Source organism: Viridibacillus arenosi, assembly GCF_001955655.1.
Taxonomy (GTDB): Bacteria; Bacillota; Bacilli; order Bacillales_A; family Planococcaceae; genus Viridibacillus; species Viridibacillus arenosi.
This window is the reverse complement of the sequence record NZ_MSPW01000012.1, coordinates 83,670-100,653: the sequence shown is the minus strand read 5'-3', so window position 1 is coordinate 100,653 and position 16,984 is coordinate 83,670. Positions and strand designations below refer to the sequence as shown.

Annotated in this window: 19 protein-coding genes; 13 read left to right on the top strand and 6 right to left on the bottom strand. The window is 34.3% G+C overall.

Features of this window, described 5'->3' with window-relative positions; all coding sequences use genetic code 11:
- The first annotated feature begins 8 nt into the window (after window positions 1-8).
- The 4 genes from BK137_RS18255 (at window position 9) to rnz (ending at window position 3,613) form a co-directional block, all read left to right on the top strand.
- The gene (locus tag BK137_RS18255; protein ID WP_038184834.1) at window positions 9-494 is read left to right on the top strand and encodes a chemotaxis protein CheW; all 486 of its coding nucleotides are present in this window, start codon (window positions 9-11) and stop codon (window positions 492-494) included.
- A 260-nt stretch (window positions 495-754) separates the two neighbouring features.
- Complete coding sequence (locus BK137_RS18250) at window positions 755-2,005, top strand: DNA polymerase IV (protein WP_038184832.1); 1,251 nt, start codon at window positions 755-757, stop codon at window positions 2,003-2,005.
- A 25-nt stretch (window positions 2,006-2,030) separates the two neighbouring features.
- A complete protein-coding gene (locus BK137_RS18245; RefSeq protein ID WP_038184830.1) occupies window positions 2,031-2,441 on the top strand; it encodes a hypothetical protein in 411 nt (136 codons plus the stop codon).
- A gap of 227 nt (window positions 2,442-2,668) precedes the next feature.
- Window positions 2,669-3,613: a ribonuclease Z gene (rnz, locus tag BK137_RS18240; protein ID WP_038184827.1), complete on the top strand. Its 945-nt coding sequence runs from the start codon at window positions 2,669-2,671 to the stop codon at window positions 3,611-3,613.
- A gap of 108 nt (window positions 3,614-3,721) precedes the next feature.
- Here the strand turns inward: rnz and BK137_RS18235 are convergent, their stop codons facing one another.
- Window positions 3,722-4,168: a VOC family protein gene (locus BK137_RS18235; RefSeq protein WP_038184824.1), complete on the bottom strand. Its 447-nt coding sequence runs from the start codon at window positions 4,166-4,168 to the stop codon at window positions 3,722-3,724.
- A 191-nt stretch (window positions 4,169-4,359) separates the two neighbouring features.
- Window positions 4,360-5,553 carry a YbfB/YjiJ family MFS transporter gene (locus BK137_RS18230; RefSeq protein ID WP_038184821.1) on the bottom strand — a complete coding sequence of 398 codons (1,194 nt, stop codon included), beginning with the start codon at window positions 5,551-5,553 and terminating at the stop codon, window positions 4,360-4,362.
- A 448-nt stretch (window positions 5,554-6,001) separates the two neighbouring features.
- Here BK137_RS18230 and BK137_RS18225 point away from each other — a divergent pair, with 448 nt between their 5' ends.
- The gene (locus BK137_RS18225; RefSeq protein WP_038184818.1) at window positions 6,002-6,283 is read left to right on the top strand and encodes a phage holin; all 282 of its coding nucleotides are present in this window, start codon (window positions 6,002-6,004) and stop codon (window positions 6,281-6,283) included.
- A 138-nt stretch (window positions 6,284-6,421) separates the two neighbouring features.
- Window positions 6,422-7,009 carry a hypothetical protein gene (locus tag BK137_RS18220; RefSeq protein WP_038184816.1) on the top strand — a complete coding sequence of 196 codons (588 nt, stop codon included), beginning with the start codon at window positions 6,422-6,424 and terminating at the stop codon, window positions 7,007-7,009.
- Between the two features lie 210 nt (window positions 7,010-7,219).
- Here the strand turns inward: BK137_RS18220 and BK137_RS18215 are convergent, their stop codons facing one another.
- Window positions 7,220-7,534 (bottom strand): antibiotic biosynthesis monooxygenase family protein, encoded by a 315-nt coding sequence (locus BK137_RS18215; RefSeq protein WP_081730084.1) that lies wholly within the window; start codon window positions 7,532-7,534, stop codon window positions 7,220-7,222.
- Window positions 7,535-7,684: 150 nt separating this feature from the next.
- Here BK137_RS18215 and BK137_RS18210 point away from each other — a divergent pair, with 150 nt between their 5' ends.
- The 5 genes from BK137_RS18210 to BK137_RS18190 all read left to right on the top strand — a co-directional run bounded on the left by BK137_RS18210 (window position 7,685) and on the right by BK137_RS18190 (window position 11,280).
- Window positions 7,685-8,263: a DUF305 domain-containing protein gene (locus tag BK137_RS18210; RefSeq protein WP_038184811.1), complete on the top strand. Its 579-nt coding sequence runs from the start codon at window positions 7,685-7,687 to the stop codon at window positions 8,261-8,263.
- 212 nt (window positions 8,264-8,475) lie between these two features.
- Entirely contained in the window at window positions 8,476-8,865 is a 390-nt protein-coding gene (locus tag BK137_RS18205) for a hypothetical protein (protein WP_038184808.1), read from the top strand.
- A 707-nt stretch (window positions 8,866-9,572) separates the two neighbouring features.
- The gene (locus BK137_RS18200) at window positions 9,573-9,770 is read left to right on the top strand and encodes a cysteine-rich CWC family protein (protein ID WP_038184806.1); all 198 of its coding nucleotides are present in this window, start codon (window positions 9,573-9,575) and stop codon (window positions 9,768-9,770) included.
- Between the two features lie 45 nt (window positions 9,771-9,815).
- Window positions 9,816-10,427, top strand: a complete 612-nt coding sequence (locus BK137_RS18195) for a hypothetical protein (RefSeq protein ID WP_235175729.1) — start codon at window positions 9,816-9,818, stop codon at window positions 10,425-10,427.
- Window positions 10,428-10,674: 247 nt separating this feature from the next.
- On the top strand, window positions 10,675-11,280 hold the full coding sequence (locus BK137_RS18190; RefSeq protein WP_038184802.1) for a hypothetical protein: 606 nt from the start codon (window positions 10,675-10,677) through the stop codon (window positions 11,278-11,280).
- An 89-nt stretch (window positions 11,281-11,369) separates the two neighbouring features.
- Here the strand turns inward: BK137_RS18190 and BK137_RS18185 are convergent, their stop codons facing one another.
- A complete protein-coding gene (locus BK137_RS18185) occupies window positions 11,370-11,927 on the bottom strand; it encodes an AAA family ATPase (RefSeq protein ID WP_038184800.1) in 558 nt (185 codons plus the stop codon).
- Window positions 11,928-12,078: 151 nt separating this feature from the next.
- Here BK137_RS18185 and BK137_RS18180 point away from each other — a divergent pair, with 151 nt between their 5' ends.
- Together BK137_RS18180 and BK137_RS18175 are read left to right on the top strand one after the other, a co-directional pair.
- On the top strand, window positions 12,079-12,585 hold the full coding sequence (locus BK137_RS18180; RefSeq protein ID WP_179078289.1) for a YfiT family bacillithiol transferase: 507 nt from the start codon (window positions 12,079-12,081) through the stop codon (window positions 12,583-12,585).
- A 277-nt stretch (window positions 12,586-12,862) separates the two neighbouring features.
- Window positions 12,863-13,978, top strand: a complete 1,116-nt coding sequence (locus BK137_RS18175; protein ID WP_038184792.1) for a PRK06851 family protein — start codon at window positions 12,863-12,865, stop codon at window positions 13,976-13,978.
- A 383-nt stretch (window positions 13,979-14,361) separates the two neighbouring features.
- On the opposite strand, the gene BK137_RS18170 is transcribed toward BK137_RS18175, so the two are convergent.
- Together BK137_RS18170 and BK137_RS18165 are read right to left on the bottom strand one after the other, a co-directional pair.
- On the bottom strand, window positions 14,362-15,516 hold the full coding sequence (locus BK137_RS18170) for a Ger(x)C family spore germination protein (RefSeq protein WP_038184789.1): 1,155 nt from the start codon (window positions 15,514-15,516) through the stop codon (window positions 14,362-14,364).
- Window positions 15,509-16,966: a spore germination protein gene (locus tag BK137_RS18165; RefSeq protein ID WP_038184786.1), complete on the bottom strand. Its 1,458-nt coding sequence runs from the start codon at window positions 16,964-16,966 to the stop codon at window positions 15,509-15,511. Before BK137_RS18165 ends, BK137_RS18170 begins: the two co-directional genes overlap by 8 nt.
- Window positions 16,967-16,984 lie beyond the last annotated feature (18 nt).

Genomic DNA, 16,984 nt, shown 5'->3' with positions numbered 1-16,984 from the left:
AGAAGCCAATGTCTAGTAGTAAAGTAGTCGTTTTCCGTTGTGGTCAAGAAGAATATGCGGTTCCTATCGATCACGTCGTATCGATCGAGAAAATGGAACATGTTAATCCCATTCCACACTTACCAAGCTATGTAACGGGTTTAATGAGAATGCGCGGAGAACTAATGCCGATATTAGATTTCGAGCAAATCTTATACAGAGGTCAAGCAACGGGAGATCAAGTGCGAATAGTTGTTTTACAAACAGGTGATTTCCTATTTGGTCTACTCGTTGTCGAAGCAAAAGAAATTCTCGATATTCCAGCTGAACATTTGCAACAAATAGGTCTAGTGAATTATTCCAAAACAAAATATTTCACAGCAGTTGCCAATCTAGAAGAACGAATGATTACAATCGTTTCGCCTACAGTACTGGTTGACTCGCTTGAAGGTATTAAAGAACTCAAAGCCTATATGCAAAAATTAAAAGAAGACGAAAGAGCAGCAAAAGCCTAGTTCGTTAGTAAATAAGGTATCCTTAGTCAAAGACTGAGGATGCTTTTTTATGTGGTTTTAAAGTCTTGTGATCGAATTAGAAATTAACTTAGGATTGCGGCGAAGGGGCAGTACCATTAAATGAAATGGCGTGAAGCTATTAATATGCGAAAAGGAAGAAGTTAGAAGGTATCACTAGATCTTATAAGAACAAAAATACCAACATCTGTTCGTTATTTTTGCTATAATATTTATAATAAAAGAAGCAGGAGAGATGTGTGATGGCAGAGCTGAAACAAAAAGGGAGAATAATTTTTCATATCGATATGAACTGTTTCTATGCCTCTGTAGAGCAATCACATGATCCAACACTTAAAGGTAAAGCAATAGCCATTGCGGGTAACCCGAAGGAGCGACGTGGCATTCTCGTCACTTGTTCGTATGAAGCGCGTGCAAAAGGGGTTTATACGACGATGGCTGTGTGGGAAGCAAAGCGAAAATGTCCTGAGCTCATTTTGTTGCCACCGAATTTTGAACGCTATCGTATTGCTTCAAAAGCGATATTTGACATACTTCGAACATATACCGAACTTGTAGAGCCCGTATCAATCGATGAAGGTTATATTGATGTTACGGAACTTGTAAATGGAAGAGAAGCGATAGAGCTCGCAGAAAGCATTCAAAAACGGATTTTAAATGAACTGGATTTGCCATCATCTATTGGAATTGCACCCAATAAGTTTTTAGCTAAAACAGCTTCTGACATGAAAAAGCCTATGGGTATTACCGTTTTAAGAAAACGTGAACTATCAAATATTTTATGGTCATTACCAGTTATTGAAATGCATGGCGTGGGTGAGAGTACAGCAAAAAAACTAAACGAACTAAAAATCAACACAATTGGTGATCTAGCACAAGCCTCTGAAGCCTTTTTAAAAAGTAACTTAGGAAAAAATGGTGCAAGGTTAAAAGACAGAGCAAATGGTATTGATAACAGGGAAGTCGATCCAAATTCGATTTATGATACCAAGAGCGTAGGTAATTCTACAACTTTGCCAATCGATTTAGTCGAATGGGATGAAGTTCGTAAAACAATCGATGGTCTTTGTGAAAGAGTGGCAAAACGTCTTTCAGCTAAAAATTTAGCAGGCCATACGTTATCCATTCAAATTCGAGATGCAGATTGGCATAACTCAAGTCGTAGCAAAACCTTTTCCAATGCTATTTATAAAAAATCAGATATTCTTGAAATAGCCGTTGATTTGACTAGAAAACATTGGCATGGTGAACCTGTTCGATTACTCGGCGTGACGGTGAGTAATGTGATTGACCGCAAGGAAACAGCAGAGCAGTTATCTATTTTCAACTATGAACAACATGCCAAAGAGGAACCAATTATCCAAGTAGTGGAGCAGCTCCAAAAGAAATTCGGTAAAGAAATCATCTCAAAAGGTATGAAAGAAAAGAAAAAGCCCAATTATGAATCACAAACGAGTTTTAGCAAAGACTTTTTGGAAGATCATAAGGATTAATAAAAAAATCTTTAGGGGGAGCATTATGAATAAGTTAAATGAAGAGTATGGAAGTCTAAAAGTAGTCTGCCCTTACGATTGCGGAAATGCACCTAAAAAGAAGTTACTTCAAGAACTTACTATTGCTATTGCAAAAAATGATCAAAGTTTCATTCTTGAGCATTTGAAGGATGATGTATGTTGGGATATCGTTGGTAATAAGCAGATCCAAGGCAATAATCATGTTGTTGAAATATTGTCAAAAAAGGAGAAAGACAGAGCAACAGAGTTACATATTAATAACATTATTACGCATGGGAGTACTGGTTCTATTAATGGCATTATAATTTTAGAAAGTAAGAAGCGTTATGCTTTCTGTGATATCTATAATTTCACAAGTGCCGGAAAAACCTCAAAGATAAAAGAAATAACTTCTTTTTTAATTGAAGTAAAATAAATTAAATTTAGCTCTCATTAGAAATAATAGTAACAATCATAAACCTAACTAAAGAGTATGTATTGCATATTAAAGGTGTGTATCAATGTCCATTTGGTGATTGATGAGCATCTTTTTTTGTTATACTAGTTATAAGACATTAGCAATACCGAAGCATAAATAGCAAGGAATCATTATGAGGATTCTTCATATGTTGATCATTGTATATTTCGTAAGGAGGACTTCATTTGCATATACAATTTTTAGGTACAGGTGCTGGAATGCCGTCAAAAACACGGAATACAAGTGCACTAGCCGTTAAATTATTAGAAGAACGTGGTACATTTTGGCTGTTTGATTGTGGTGAAGCGACGCAGCATCAAATTTTACATACAACATTAAAGCCAAGAAAATTAGAGAAAATATTTATCACTCATTTACACGGAGATCATATATTTGGGCTCCCTGGCTTACTTAGTTCTCGCTCTTTCCAAGGGGGAGAAGAACTACTTACCATCTATGGACCAGCAGGATTAAAGAATTGGGTAGAATTAACCTTACAGCTGTCACAAACCCATCTTAATTATCCTATTGAATTTGTTGAGGTTACTGAAGGCGTGGTCTTTGAAGATGATGATTTTGTCGTTACAGCAAAACCATTACAGCATGTCATATCTTGCTTTGGCTACCGGATTGAACAAAAGCCTCTACCAGGAACATTGCAAATTGAAAAAGCTATAGCGTTGGGAGTTCCTAAGGGCTCACTATTGGGTCAATTGAAAAATGGCTATGACATTACTTTAGAAGATGGTCGAATAGTGAAAAGTAGTGACGTCACAGATCCACCTAAAGATGGCTTTATCGTTTCGATTTTAGGAGACACACGCTCGTGTGAAAATGCTATTTTACTTAGTGAAAATGCGGATATTGTCGTGCATGAATCAACATTTGATCATGCAACGGAAGCACTAGCTGCCAATTATGGTCACTCCACAAATATGGATGCAGCAAACATAGCTATTAAAGCAGGAGCAAAAAATTTATTGCTAAATCATTTAAGCGCAAGATTTTTCCCTCAAGATATAAAAAACATGTTACAAGAAGTTCATGAAGTGTTTGAAAATGCCTATATCGTAGCCGATTTCGAGGAATATGAGTGGCATCAAGAAAAGTTAGCTCCTTTTAGTCAGTAATAGAATTGAGAAAAAGCTATCCATTTAATTTTGGATAGCTTTTTTACAATGAATATAGAGTAACAACCAAGCTGTTAAATTCATACACAGTTTTATCAAATTCTCATGTTAACCTTCAGTAATTATTAACATATCATTCTCATCGAACTCCCAGTTCTCTCCGTAAGCAACTTCCCAGTAATAGCCGTTTGGGTCTTGGAAATAGCCACTATATCCACCCCAAAAAACTGTTTCAGGTTCTTTCACAATTTTCGCACCAGCTTTTTTTGCTAATACAAATATTTCATCAACCTCTTCTTTTGACTTTCCATTATAAGCAAGGGTAAATCCACTAAAGCCATGGTTGATTGCAGGTGGATTATCTTCATCAATATCTTGTGCTAAGCGATCAATTGGAAATAGTGAAATTTTTGTTCCTCCATTATTAAAGAAAATTACATCTGGATCGGCGTCGTTCCCGTATACAAATGCTTCAAATCCAAGTCCATCGCGATAAAAACGTAATGACTTTAACATATCTTTAACACCCAAAGTAACTAAATTTAAACGATTCATGCTCCAATCCCCTTTAAGATACTCTATTTTTTAAAGCCTTATTGATGTAATTCTATTTAAGTTTCAAATAACCTTCTTTTATTAGATGTTTGACCTTTTTACATATTGAAAAAAGCATGGTTTGAAAAAATTCTTTCAAAACATGCTCAGGACTTTATAGAAATTGACAATCAAAAAATCACTTAGAATAACTACTTAGCGATATTTTTTAGAGCCATATAACTTTCTGGTACTTCTTTTTCCGTTGTCCTCCATCTCCCAAACAACATGAGACAAAGTGCAATTGCTACTACACTTCCAGCAAAAATGAGAGCAACATTATAACTCTTATAATAAGCGGCAAGTTTGCCAGCAATTAATGGGCCAATAATTTGCCCAAGCGCATAGAGGGTCGTTAGAGCAGATACAACACTAGCACTCTTTGCTGGAAATAATTGTCTTGCATAAGACGTGGTCATCGTCACGATTCCAACAAACGTCATACCGAATAAAAATGCCGATGTCATTACACCGAAAATAGTCGGAGAGACGATTGGAAGTAAAATACCAATGACTTGTAAAATATACGCAATCGAAATGATACGAACAGGTGAATATTTTGACATCAACATAATCCAAAGTGGAGCAGATGGAATGGCACCAATACCGACAACAACCCAGCTATAGGATGCATACTCTCTTAAATTAGGAATTTCATGAATTATATCAACTAAAAACGTGCCGGTCACAATATAGCCAAGACCTTCTAATCCGTAAGCAAGTGCCATCCAAGGCATAAATCCTTTCCAAACCTTCTCGGAGACTACTGCTTTCTTATCCTGTTCATGAGCTGTCAGCTTACGCCACAAGAGCATCGTCGTTAATACGAACAACACGGATAACATACCAAGCCCTATCCAAGCACCTTGCCAAGAAAAAGCCGATTCTAAAATAGGGACAAAAATGCCCGAAAGAGCAATTCCTAAACCAATACCGCTAAAAATATAGCCTGACCATTTCGTCAACAAATGACCAGCAAGATAATCCATCAACATACTAGAAGTTAATACAAACATCAAGCCACCTGTAATCCCCGCAATCAAGCGTAAAATCAACCAAATCCATAAACTATCAAGCAACCCCATACCAAAAACAGAAAGTACATTGATGAATGCGCACCATCCGAGGATTCCTTTTGGATGGCGGGTTATAAAACCAGCCCAAAGTGCCCCAATGAAATATCCTACATAATTTGCAGAAGCCAGCATCCCCGCAGTTTCTACAGATAATCCAACATCTTGTCGCATAAATGGCAAAATCGGTGTAAGTGCAAAGCGGCTAATCCCCATCGCCACTACTAAAAACAAAATTCCCCCAATAATCATCCCAGCATGTCTTCGATTCACCAAAGCACCCCCATATGTAGAAAAAAAGACCAAAAACCTTAATAACAGTATAAATTAGTAAAAGTGTTTTGGATATAGATGAAAATGTAAAATGATTGGAGGGCTAAGGGGGAATGAGCGGTTGGAGATGGAGGTTGTGAGTAGTGTTAAAGATAGGGAGAGTAGCGCTAAAGAGAGAGTGAGTAGCGCCAAAAGGAGAGTGAGTAGCGCCAAAGGAGAGCGAGTAGCGCCAAAGGGAGAGTGAGTAGCGCCAAAAGGAGAGTGAGTAGCACCAAAGGGAGAGCGAGTAGCGCCAAAAGGAGAGTGAGTAGCGCCAAAAGGAGAGTGAGTAGCGCCAAAGTAAATACGAGCAACCCAAAAACCAACCAAACACTCCACAATTATCATACTTCTAAGCAAGAAAGCATTAACCGTAACATATGTATAACTATCTAAAGGGGGGATGAAAATGAGGATAAACTGGAAAATTCGATTAAAAAACCCGCAATTTTGGTTTCATATGTTTTTGGCAGTTACATCATCTATAGGGGGATATCTCGGTATTACAGGGGAGGATGTCAGTACTTGGCCAAAATTATTTGATGTCCTACTTCAAGCTATTTCAAATCCTTTTGTTCTTTTTACGGTGATCGTTGCTGTTTATAATTCTGTTATTGATCCGACAACGAGTGGCATAAGTGATAGTAAACAAGCACTTCGATATACAAAAGTGAAGTGTGATGAAAAATAATATTCATGAAAAAAATCGGTACAAGTTGACCACACAAAATAAGATTTATTTAATACATTAAACTGAGGAGGAAATAGAACCTTTAAAGTAACAATACCTCTAATTATTAAAGCATTATTTATAGATGGGAGGGGTACTATGAATGTAACAGAATTTGTTGCTGCGTTAATTGATGATATGATTTGGCCAATTGTCATACTACTAGCTATCCTATTATTTAGAAAGCAAATAGGATTTATACTAACGAATCTCACCAAATTTTCTTTCAACAATATAGAGTTGGATTTTGGAAAAAAACTAGATGTTTTAGAAAAGAAATTAAATAACTCTAACCTAATTGAGAACAAAATTTTTGAACTTGATAGTATGGATTATGAAATTCTCAAAATTGCAAAAGAATCACCAGGCGAGTCGATTTCAATGATCTGGGGAATGGTAGAAAACGAACTAAAAACTACAGTACACCGACTTGGTATCAACCAGTTAAATGATGAAGTAACATTTTCACATGAAGACATTCGCCTATTAAAAGAATATAACTTAATAGATGGAGAAATATTTACAACTTTTAATGAACTTCGAAACATGAAAATTCAGCTATCAAGAGGCCAATTTATAAAAAAAGCACCAACATATACAGATGCTTTAAAATACTACGACCTTTCAAATAAAATCATCATTATCTTTAATGATGTAAATATTTCGGTACTTTTGTCAAAAAAGTAGAAATAGATTAGTAGAATTCCTCCTTGCTTAATATGTAAAAAAGCGCTGATTTAAGCGCTTTTTTATATGAGAATAGTTATTTAATTCAATTTAAAGTCATTCCACCAAAAGGGTTAGGAGTATCAGGAAATCCAAAAAGATCCTATAGCTCAATATGTACAAAATCTTGATGATTCTTTAGTAAATTTAGTCACTACAATGGCTATTGAATTACTTAGTATACTCGCGCTCAACTTTGCAAATCTTTACACTGTAATTTTGATACCAATCGTTTATCCCTTTTTGCTGGGCAATTTGATGTGCTTGATTATTTTTCCAATTGCTGATTGCCTCTAAGCTATCCCAATAGGAAATGGTAATGCCGTAACCTAAAGAATCCCGAACACTTTCTACTCCTAAGAAACCAGGCTGTTTACTAGCTAGTTGATCCATTTTTTCTGCCATAATACCATAGCCTTTATCACCCTCAGTTCTTTGGCTTGAAAAAATAACTGCATAATGCGAACCCTTTGATTCATGAACCATGATCATCAGTCTCCCTCATATATTACATTCTATTTTTAAATAGATTATACTATTGAGATCTAAAAAGAGGAATAAAATTCACACATTGGAACCTATGACACAGCATCATATACGCCTACATACACTATTCAAAAAGGAGATTTTCGCCTAATGAATAGTAATTGTCCTTTAAGTTTAAGTATTGTGACGAAAAAATATTTGAGAGCGTACTATAAGATCTTGGATACGATGATAAAAGATATGACTAGTGTAATACTTACGAAGAGTATTTCAGATAATTTTATTATGCAGATGATCCCACATCATAGAGCAGCAATCGAAATGTCTAAGAATATTTTACGATACACTACAAATCTTGAATTACAAAGTATTGCTACAAATATTATTTCTGAACAAACGAAAAGTATCACGAATATGCAAGCTATACAGAATAAGTGTAGTAAAATAACTAATACAGATTATGAAAATACTTACTATATGAATGAGTTTAAAGTAATTTCAGATATGATGTTTAACGAAATGTGCTCAGCCCAAATTACAAACGACGTAAATGCAAATTTTGTTAGGGAAATGATTCCACATCATGAAGGCGCTGTCCGCATGTCCTATAACGTACTTATGTTCAATATTTGTCCAGAACTAAAGCCAATTCTCTATGCTATCATCAGTTCTCAATGTAAAGGTATCCAACAAATGCAACAACTACTATGGCATCTTGATCGATGTTGAAACTATTGAGATAGTAAATGAAAACGCCATTAAGGTTAATGGCGTTTTTTGATGAGGTTTTTTTTCATATCTTTAATTGTTTTAGAACGAAAAAGTGATAACCATAAAAAGTAACAATATTAGGTGTATTAATCAATTGAATAAGGACAACTTCCTAATTATGTATATAAGAATATTTTACAATATTGAACGAAGAAAGGAGAGATAGAAAGATGTTCTATTATGATCCATATGGCAATAAAGTGGCAATCAATACCTTTTTGAATCCAGTTCAACTTACAAGATTTGTAGGTTTTATGGTGGATATCCAGATGAACAACGGACAACTGTATTGTAATGTTCGATTGGATTCTGTTAGTGAATGGGGAAATGAATTGACAAATCCTAATTTTGGCGGAGTACAAATTACAAGATTTGTTAACGGCATTCCACAACAACTACCCCTGCATTCAAGAGATATACAAACAATTACTCAAGCCGGCCAGTTATGCCAAAATACGCGACCTCCATTTCCACCACAACCACCAAATCCTCCGAGACCACCAAGGCCACCAAGACCGCCATGGTGTAGGTTCGCTCCCCCGGGATTCCCAGGTTGTTAAGAGGGTGAGTAATGAGCTGAAAACAGGGTTTATATGCAAATATAAGCCTGTTTTTTTATTGAAATTAAACTAATAAACAGACAAGTTAATTTTGTAATGGACAAGTAATTTACTATTCTATTGACTATTGGACTAATATTGCTATAAGAGTGAAAAAAATTAGAGTCGATTCTTAATGGAAGTCGACTTTTTTTATATGGTAAAATACAGTAATTGCCGTAGTTGAAGGTAGTGGGATAGTGAATGTACAAAGTCTATAAAATCATATCAACTATTACATTAATCTTTGCAGTAATTATGAGTGTATGATCTATTACTGAATGCATGAAACGTAAATCATTTGGATTTTCATAAGCTGGTTATACAATTTATAAATCAATTGGCATAAAAATAAATTATCTTCATATTAATTTAGAAAAAAACAAGTTATTGGGACAGTGGAATATAAAAATAGAATTTACATGACTGTATTGGTCAATGTTCAATCTGATACGAATACGATAGAAGGTAGTGTTAAAAATATTTTGCCGTTAACAAAAGACAAAGAGTATGAACATTTGTCTGATAGCGGGTATATAGCTCACATAAAATACATGGCGTATTTTTTTATGCAAAACAAAATTTGTGATTTTAATAAGTATCATCAGGAATCCTCTTAAAAATGTTAATTGTTGAATTATATTGTGAAATAGACAGGGGGGAGAAAATTGACTGTAAAACATTGTCCTTTATGTGGTGAGGAAAACAAATGTATGGCAGGAATAGAAGGGCAAAATGAATGCTGGTGTTATATAGAGAAATTTCCTAAAGGGATTTTTGATTTAGTTCCTCAGGAGAGCAAGGGGAAGCAATGTATTTGCAAAAACTGTGTAGATACATATAGAGAAGAAGGTAAGACAAAATAGGAATTCAACTTTGTAAAATCTATAAGCATAGATGGAGGGATCAATTTGAATAAAAAGACTGTGAAAAACAAAATACGTATTGTGATTTTATTATCTATGTTGTTTATTAGTGTTTTGATTTATCCCATTGATAAAAGTTATGCTTGTTCATGTGCTCAGCCGGATCCGCCAAAAGAAGCTTTAAAAAGTAGTTCGGCAGTTTTCTCTGGTAAAGTTATTGAAATTGTTGATAGAAACAAAAATAATGAAATACAATCTTCTGCAGATCCAATTGCTATACTATTTAGCGTAGATAAATCATGGAAAGGTGTTGACCAAACACAAGTCATTGTTTATACAGAAAGGAGTTCAGCCAGTTGTGGCTATGGATTCTCTTTAAAAGAGGAGTATTTAATATATGCATATGAGGACAATGGAGAACTAAGAGTTAACGCTTGTTCAAGAACTGCGCCTTTATCCGGAGCTAAAGAGGATATTCAAGCTTTAGGAAAAGGTCAGACGCCTACTGAACAAGTAACATTAGTTTTGGAAAACATTAAAGGGCAAGAAAAAACACCTTCTGTAAACGTAACAAATAATAAACAAATATATATTGCTTTAATAATGTTAGTACTTTTGATAGCTGTTGTAATCATTAGAAGACGTCGAAAAAAATAACTATGATATTGATACAAAAATAGGTACTTTGAATGCAAAAGAAAAGTCAATTCCTTCACTTAATAGGAATTCGACTTTTTTTATTTTTCATATAGTATTCAAAATAATTATTTTCTAGATAACTTTTCTAATTGTGAAGCTTACATGAGTAATTATAAAAAATCAACTAACTTACTATAATTTTCTATATCGTATAAAATAAAGGTAATATAGTTTTAATGAAATTATAGAATTGAGGGGAAGTTAGATGAAACGAAACTCTATTGAGCAATCTTCAAATAACTATAATGAACAGCTTTTCTCGATTGATGAACAAATTTGTACTTTATTAAAGCAACGCAAGGACCTTTCAATGGATCATCCAGTTTTTCCACCTGATGAAGTGCTTTCAAAATGGGCAACAAAATATGATTTGTATGAAGAATATTTAAGTTCGTTATTTGGAACTGTTAGAATGCATGACTTTTTTAAACCTCAAGTTGAGCCTAGTGGGTTTAGAAAGCATCTACCAGTTTTAAAATCAGTTGAAGTTGATGAAAAATTTTACACTGTCACATTTATAAGACAGTACGAAAATGCCAGTATTGTCCATCTTAATATCGATTGGAATGAAACAATAGATACACGAAAGAATCATCAATTAAATCATAATCATTTTGCATTGTCTATTGGACAAGCTTATGATTGTCGAAATGACAGAGCGTCAGGATCGACTGGGAACTTCATGCATTCATTCATTGTTTCTCCACCAGTACCTGACGATATTTCGGGGATGACTTTAGTGTTTACAGAATACAGCGATATCTTTAATGATAAAGCAACGGGACTGGAGATTGCTATGCATTTGGAGTAGTGCAAATGTATAAAAGAAATAATGTTGTTTAATTCGTTTGGCAAATCCTTAATTTTCGCTTTCGATAGTTAACACAGTTAAGTGTTGTATCAAATTTGAGCAAGATCAACAATTTTTCGGATAACCGATTCAACTTCAGTGGAGTTTTTAATGACAAATAAATGGTCTGCCTCTCCTTTAATCGGTGCGACTACATCATCTTGATTCGTTTCATTGTGCTGTCGACTAAGCACTTCAGCAAAAGTTGATGCGGTTCTTAGTATGGAAGTATCACGCTGACTTTTCGCAACACGATTTTTAAGAACATGTTCAGGAATATCAAAATCCACAAGAATACTCTTAAATCCTTTGTTATGGAATTGTTCGAGTAGCTTCAAACGTCCTTTTTGATTACGATTTGAGTTGCACAAAATAAGATGGCAATTCGTCTCAGTAGTAGCATAATTAACAATGGTTTGTGTCAGAGCGTATTTAATTGTATTCTTTCCTTGTTCCGGTAATATTGTTTGGTAATTCATTTGAAGGAATTCAGCATGCTTATCTTGATCAATGACAACAGAGTTAAACATCTGATTTTCTAAAGCTTTTGCAAATGTAGTTTTACCGCTATGAGTTTTACCAACAGTCATAATTACTAGTCTATTCATAAACGTAACTCCAATCTTAAAAATTCAAGGTAATCTGCACTTTTCTTGAATATTGATATATTAATTGTACAGTAAAAAATGTAAAATATATAACAAATATTGGATTTAACGCAGTTTTTGAAAATAAAGAATAGGGTGGGATAAATAGATGATGAATGAAAGATTTCCTATAGGAGAATTCGTTTGTACAGAACACATTTCAACAGAAGAAATAAAGTCTTGGGAAAATGAAATTCGTACGTTACCAATAAGATTAAAGGATGTAGTCAATCATTTAACTGACGAAGCACTAGAGAATACATATCGAGAAGGTAGTTGGACTATTCGACAAATTGTCCATCACATTGCAGATAGTCATATGAATGCTTATATCCGTTTCAAACTAGCATTAACAGAAGAAACTCCAACAATTAAACCGTATTCTGAAGATAAATGGGCTGAGTTGCCGGATTCAAAATTACCCATCGCCACTTCTTTGAAAATCATTGAATCCTTACATGAGCGTTGGATTTATTTAATTGAAAATTTAACTGATGAACAACTAAAAAGAACATTTATCCATCCTGATTCTGGTGCTGTATCGCTCGAAAAAAACATTGGTATTTATGCATGGCATGGTAATCATCACTTAGCTCATATAAAAAATGCTTTAAAGTAATAAAAAAATTAAATTTTCCTGAAAGATAAAGAATCCATTTTGAACATACTTGTTTTCAAAATGGATTCGTTTTGTTTGCAGTTAATAAATGAGCAGCTGTTTCTTTTTTTAAAACTATACTTTAAATCTACATGGTGACTGAAAGGTAGGGAGGAATAGCATATTACATATGCTATTCAATTTTCCCAGTAATCTTCATTAGGCATTCACCTATATCTCTTCTTTCGCATACCTTACATCTATAGAAAAACTTCCAGTTAGAGAGGAGATTTTTTTGGTGAGCGGAAAAGCGTTACATTATTTTTTTGGGGGAAATACGGCAAGAGGTTTCTTTAGCCTATACGATTCTAATTATGCGGGATTAGAGAAGATCTTCATATTAAAAGGTGGTCCAGGGACTGGGAAGTCGACTTTAATGAAGAATATTGCGAGTGACTGGCAGGAAAAAGGGTATGATGTAGAATTCATCCATTGTGCTTCTGATTCAGATTCTATTGATGGTGTTATTTTTCCTACATTAAAGATAGGGATTGTTGATGGAACGGAACCGCATGTCATAGAACCTAAAGCTCCTGGTGCTATTGAGGAGTATGTGAATCTAGGGAATGCGTGGAATTCACAACAACTTGGCACCAAAACGGATGACATTATTCAATTAATGAAGGAAAAAGAAGAAGCGTATGGGCAAGCTTATCATTCTTATGCAGAAGCGTTAGCCGTTCATGATGAATGGGAAGCAATCTATATTGCCAATATGGATTTTGAAAAGTTAAATGTATTGACTGAGGAGATAAAAGTAACATTTTTTGGGGAAATTCATTTAAATAAGGAAGCAGATGTCCGACATCGTTTTTTAGGAGCAGCTACGCCAATAGGAGCAGTAGATTATGTTCCAAATCTAACTGAGAACATTCGTAAGCGTTACTTTTTAAAAGGCAGACCTGGTTCAGGAAAATCAACTCTTCTGAAGAAATTAGCTTCTACAGCTGAAGAAAGAGGCTTAGATGTTGAGATCTATCACTGCGGATTTGATCCAAATAGTTTGGATATGGTCATCCTCAGAGAACTTGGAATCGCGATTTTTGACAGTACAGCACCTCATGAATATTTTCCATCTCGTGAAGGCGACGAAATAATTGATTTATACAATGTTGCCGTTTTCCCAAGAACGGATGAAATTTATGAAGAGCAAATTTTGGAGATTTCCAAACGATATCGAAATAAAATGAATGAGGGAACAGCAAGTTTAGCTGAAGCAAAAATATCGTACGATAAGTTAGAAGCGATTTATTACGAAGCAGTTGATTTCTCTATTGTTGAAGGTATACAAAAAGAAATTGAAAACACAATAGTTGAGCTATTAAAAGGCTCAACTGTAAATGAGTTTAGGTAACGTATTATAAGAAAGATATGTCTATTAGCGCAAATCTTAATTGTACATCAGATGTATATCTGTTAATAATATTTAAGTTTTTAGTGAAAAAATATATAAGATTAAGTTACTGGAGAAATTCAGTAACTTTTTTTAAAGGCTATTCAAATTTATAAAAGTATAGATTATTAATCCAATGAGAATTTAAACATAATACAATAGCTTACTTTTAAAACGTAAAACAACTTACATAATTAGTTAACTAGAAAAAGGGAGACCGTTACTTTCAAGATTGGCTTGCTACACAACAATCTTAAAAATAGTCTCCCTATAAATACATGTACCATGTTAGTGCATATTTAGATAGTATTTCACAATGTATATTTCAGATATTCGGAGCAACGTTATTTTTCAATAGTCTCCTTAGACGATTTTCTTTGTGATTTTAACTTTCTAATTTCCACTTTAATATTCTGTATAGAATGCTCTGTTAGTTCTACTTTTCCATCTTTCTGAAGCTTTTTCCAGGCTTTGAATTCTTTACGGTATAGGTACTCAGATAATCGATAGATATCCGTATTATGATTTAATGCTTCTTCATATGTGCCTCTTATTTCTTTTTCTACTTCTTTAATTACCTCTCTTCGAATTTCATTAGACGATAAATCTCCATGAAATTCACTAACAGTGACGTTCATTTTTATAGCAATATCGAATTTCACATCATTCTTTCTAACAATTGGTTTTACTTTCAATTTTAATTTATCGACAACTACAGTGAATTCTACTGAATCATTAGAATCTAGTTGGACTGTAACTTCCCCACGTTTCGTTTCTTTTGTCATCCACTGTAATCCACGTATTTTGTCTGCAGGCAGATACCCTTTAAATTCTTTTGGGGAGAGTAATCCTACTCCAGATAAAGAAATGGTATTGGTTTCGTTTTGTTCCGTTTCCCAATTTTTATTGACAGATATAAATGGTATAGCCATTTCGTGATTTGGTTCGTTTAGTCCAATGATTAACTCGCGGAAATTGATGGGTTTTATAAAGGATTCTTGTTCATATGAATTTTCTGGGTCACCCAACTTTGACAATATTAGAGATTTATTTATGATGGGTGTTGCTAACAATAAATCCTTAATCGGATCATTAGTACCGTACATCCAGATTTGATATCTAGTTTCTCTATAACGAAGGAAATTATCTATAATAGGATTTGCTCGCCCATCCTTTAAAGCTTCCTCCGAGAAAATGATAAATGTAAAGAAACCCCAAAAAACTTTTTGATCAATGGAATGATATAATTTGAAAATTGCTTCATCAATCGTTTTCCCTTTGGCATAACCGACTTCGGACTGTACGGGATTATTAGTAGGTTGTTCGGTTTTTGCAGTATTGCTAAAATCAATAATCTGAGTGTAGACTTCGTATTCACCATCCTTGAAATCTACGCCCACCCCGTGCACATATAGCATCCTTTCAGGCTCGTCTACATCCCAACAACCAGAAAGAAAAGTCGAGAGTAAAAGTACAATAATCCAAATTCTCTTATTCATTTTTTTTCTCTTTTGTCCGTGTTTTATCCAGTGGGTCTAACATATTAGGACGCTTAGAATAGTTTTTTGGAGAAAGTCTAAAGAGCGATTTTTTGATTGTCGACCAATTTAAATCTGAGGAAATATTCATGTATGGAACTCCGAATGTTCGAATATTTGTTAAGTAAAATAAGGTGAAGTAAAGAGACATAAAGAAGCCGAATAAACCAAAAAATGCAGTAGCGACTATAAAACAAATACGTAACACACTTACTGCAGTAACAAGGGATTGATTGATTAGCGTAAAAGTTGCAATGGTTGAAATCGCTATAATGACGATCATCGCAGGACTGGTTACACCTGCTCGGATTGCTGCATCTCCAATAATTAATCCACCAACAACACTAATAGTTCCTCCAATGGCAGATGGAAGACGTAAACCCGCCTCTCTGAATAATTCAAACATGAGGAGCATAAGGAGCATTTCTATTGCGGAAGGAAGTGGAAGTCCTGTATTCAATTGTACAATGGTCGCTAGTAATTGAAGTGGCATTTGATTTTGATGAAAAGTAGTTAAAGCGAGCCAAAATGCAGGAAGGAGTAAACCAATTAATATACTAAACACACGAAGTATCCGTTCAAATGAACTGAAAATGATGGTATTTTCATTATCCTCACCCGATTTTAAGAGTAAAAACAAATTCACTGGCGTGATAACAACGTAGGCTACTCCTTCAACTAGTATAAGAAAACGCCCCCTGACAAGGGATTGAATGGCATGATCTGGCCTTCCCGTATAATCAGTCCTTGGAAATAGCATGCCACTTTTAATAATGTGTTCCATTAATAAATCTCCACTAAAAACAATATCAGTATCGACTTTATTTAATTCCTTTTTGATTTCGCTCAATATTTCCTTATTAGCAATATCGTCAAAATAGAGAATGGCTACTGAAGTTTTTGAACGCTCTCCTAGTACAAATTTTTCCACACACAATGAGTTTGTCGGTAATCTCTTTCTAATTAATGCAATATTAACTGAAACATCTTCGATAAAGTTATCCCTTGGTCCTTTTATAACCATTTCCATTCGAGTTTCTTCAGGATTTCGATTAGGCATTTTAGCAATATTACTTGAATATAGGAGAAGTTCATCTTCAAAAAAAAGAAGTAAGTGTCCTGTAAATACGAGTGATATAGCTTCTTCTTTATCTTCAACTTTTATTAAATCAGGAATGATTAATTGAGTTTTTATGGCTTCTTCCAAAGTTTGCTCTATATTGTTAGATAATAATTGTTGCACTCTTTGGATAATAACTTCATTTAAAAGCTGTTGATCTACCATTGCATCACAAGTAATAAATTGTACTTTATGTTGATTGAATGTATATGCTTGAAAATGAACATCCGCAGACTTTTGAAATAACTGCCTCAAGGCATTGATATCTATTGGCTCTTTAGCAGATTCCATCGATTTTCACTACTTTCT

Excerpts from the sequence above, each read along its gene's own strand:
- BK137_RS18255 (WP_038184834.1), top strand. The coding sequence starts at position 9 with ATGTCTAGTAGTAAAGTAGTCGTTTTCCGTTGTGGTCAAGAAGAATAT.
- BK137_RS18205 (WP_038184808.1), top strand. The coding sequence starts at position 8,476 with ATGTTCTATTATGATCCATATGGCAATAAAGTGGCAATCAATACCTTT.
- BK137_RS18165 (WP_038184786.1), bottom strand. The coding sequence starts at position 16,966 with ATGGAATCTGCTAAAGAGCCAATAGATATCAATGCCTTGAGGCAGTTA.
- BK137_RS18170 (WP_038184789.1), bottom strand. The coding sequence starts at position 15,516 with ATGAATAAGAGAATTTGGATTATTGTACTTTTACTCTCGACTTTTCTT.
- BK137_RS18210 (WP_038184811.1), top strand. The coding sequence starts at position 7,685 with ATGAATAGTAATTGTCCTTTAAGTTTAAGTATTGTGACGAAAAAATAT.
- BK137_RS18215 (WP_081730084.1), bottom strand. The coding sequence starts at position 7,534 with ATGGTTCATGAATCAAAGGGTTCGCATTATGCAGTTATTTTTTCAAGC.
- BK137_RS18185 (WP_038184800.1), bottom strand. The coding sequence starts at position 11,927 with ATGAATAGACTAGTAATTATGACTGTTGGTAAAACTCATAGCGGTAAA.
- BK137_RS18190 (WP_038184802.1), top strand. The coding sequence starts at position 10,675 with ATGAAACGAAACTCTATTGAGCAATCTTCAAATAACTATAATGAACAG.
- BK137_RS18235 (WP_038184824.1), bottom strand. The coding sequence starts at position 4,168 with ATGAATCGTTTAAATTTAGTTACTTTGGGTGTTAAAGATATGTTAAAG.
- BK137_RS18180 (WP_179078289.1), top strand. The coding sequence starts at position 12,079 with ATGAATGAAAGATTTCCTATAGGAGAATTCGTTTGTACAGAACACATT.
- BK137_RS18225 (WP_038184818.1), top strand. The coding sequence starts at position 6,002 with ATGAGGATAAACTGGAAAATTCGATTAAAAAACCCGCAATTTTGGTTT.
- BK137_RS18220 (WP_038184816.1), top strand. The coding sequence starts at position 6,422 with ATGAATGTAACAGAATTTGTTGCTGCGTTAATTGATGATATGATTTGG.
- BK137_RS18245 (WP_038184830.1), top strand. The coding sequence starts at position 2,031 with ATGAATAAGTTAAATGAAGAGTATGGAAGTCTAAAAGTAGTCTGCCCT.
- BK137_RS18250 (WP_038184832.1), top strand. The coding sequence starts at position 755 with ATGGCAGAGCTGAAACAAAAAGGGAGAATAATTTTTCATATCGATATG.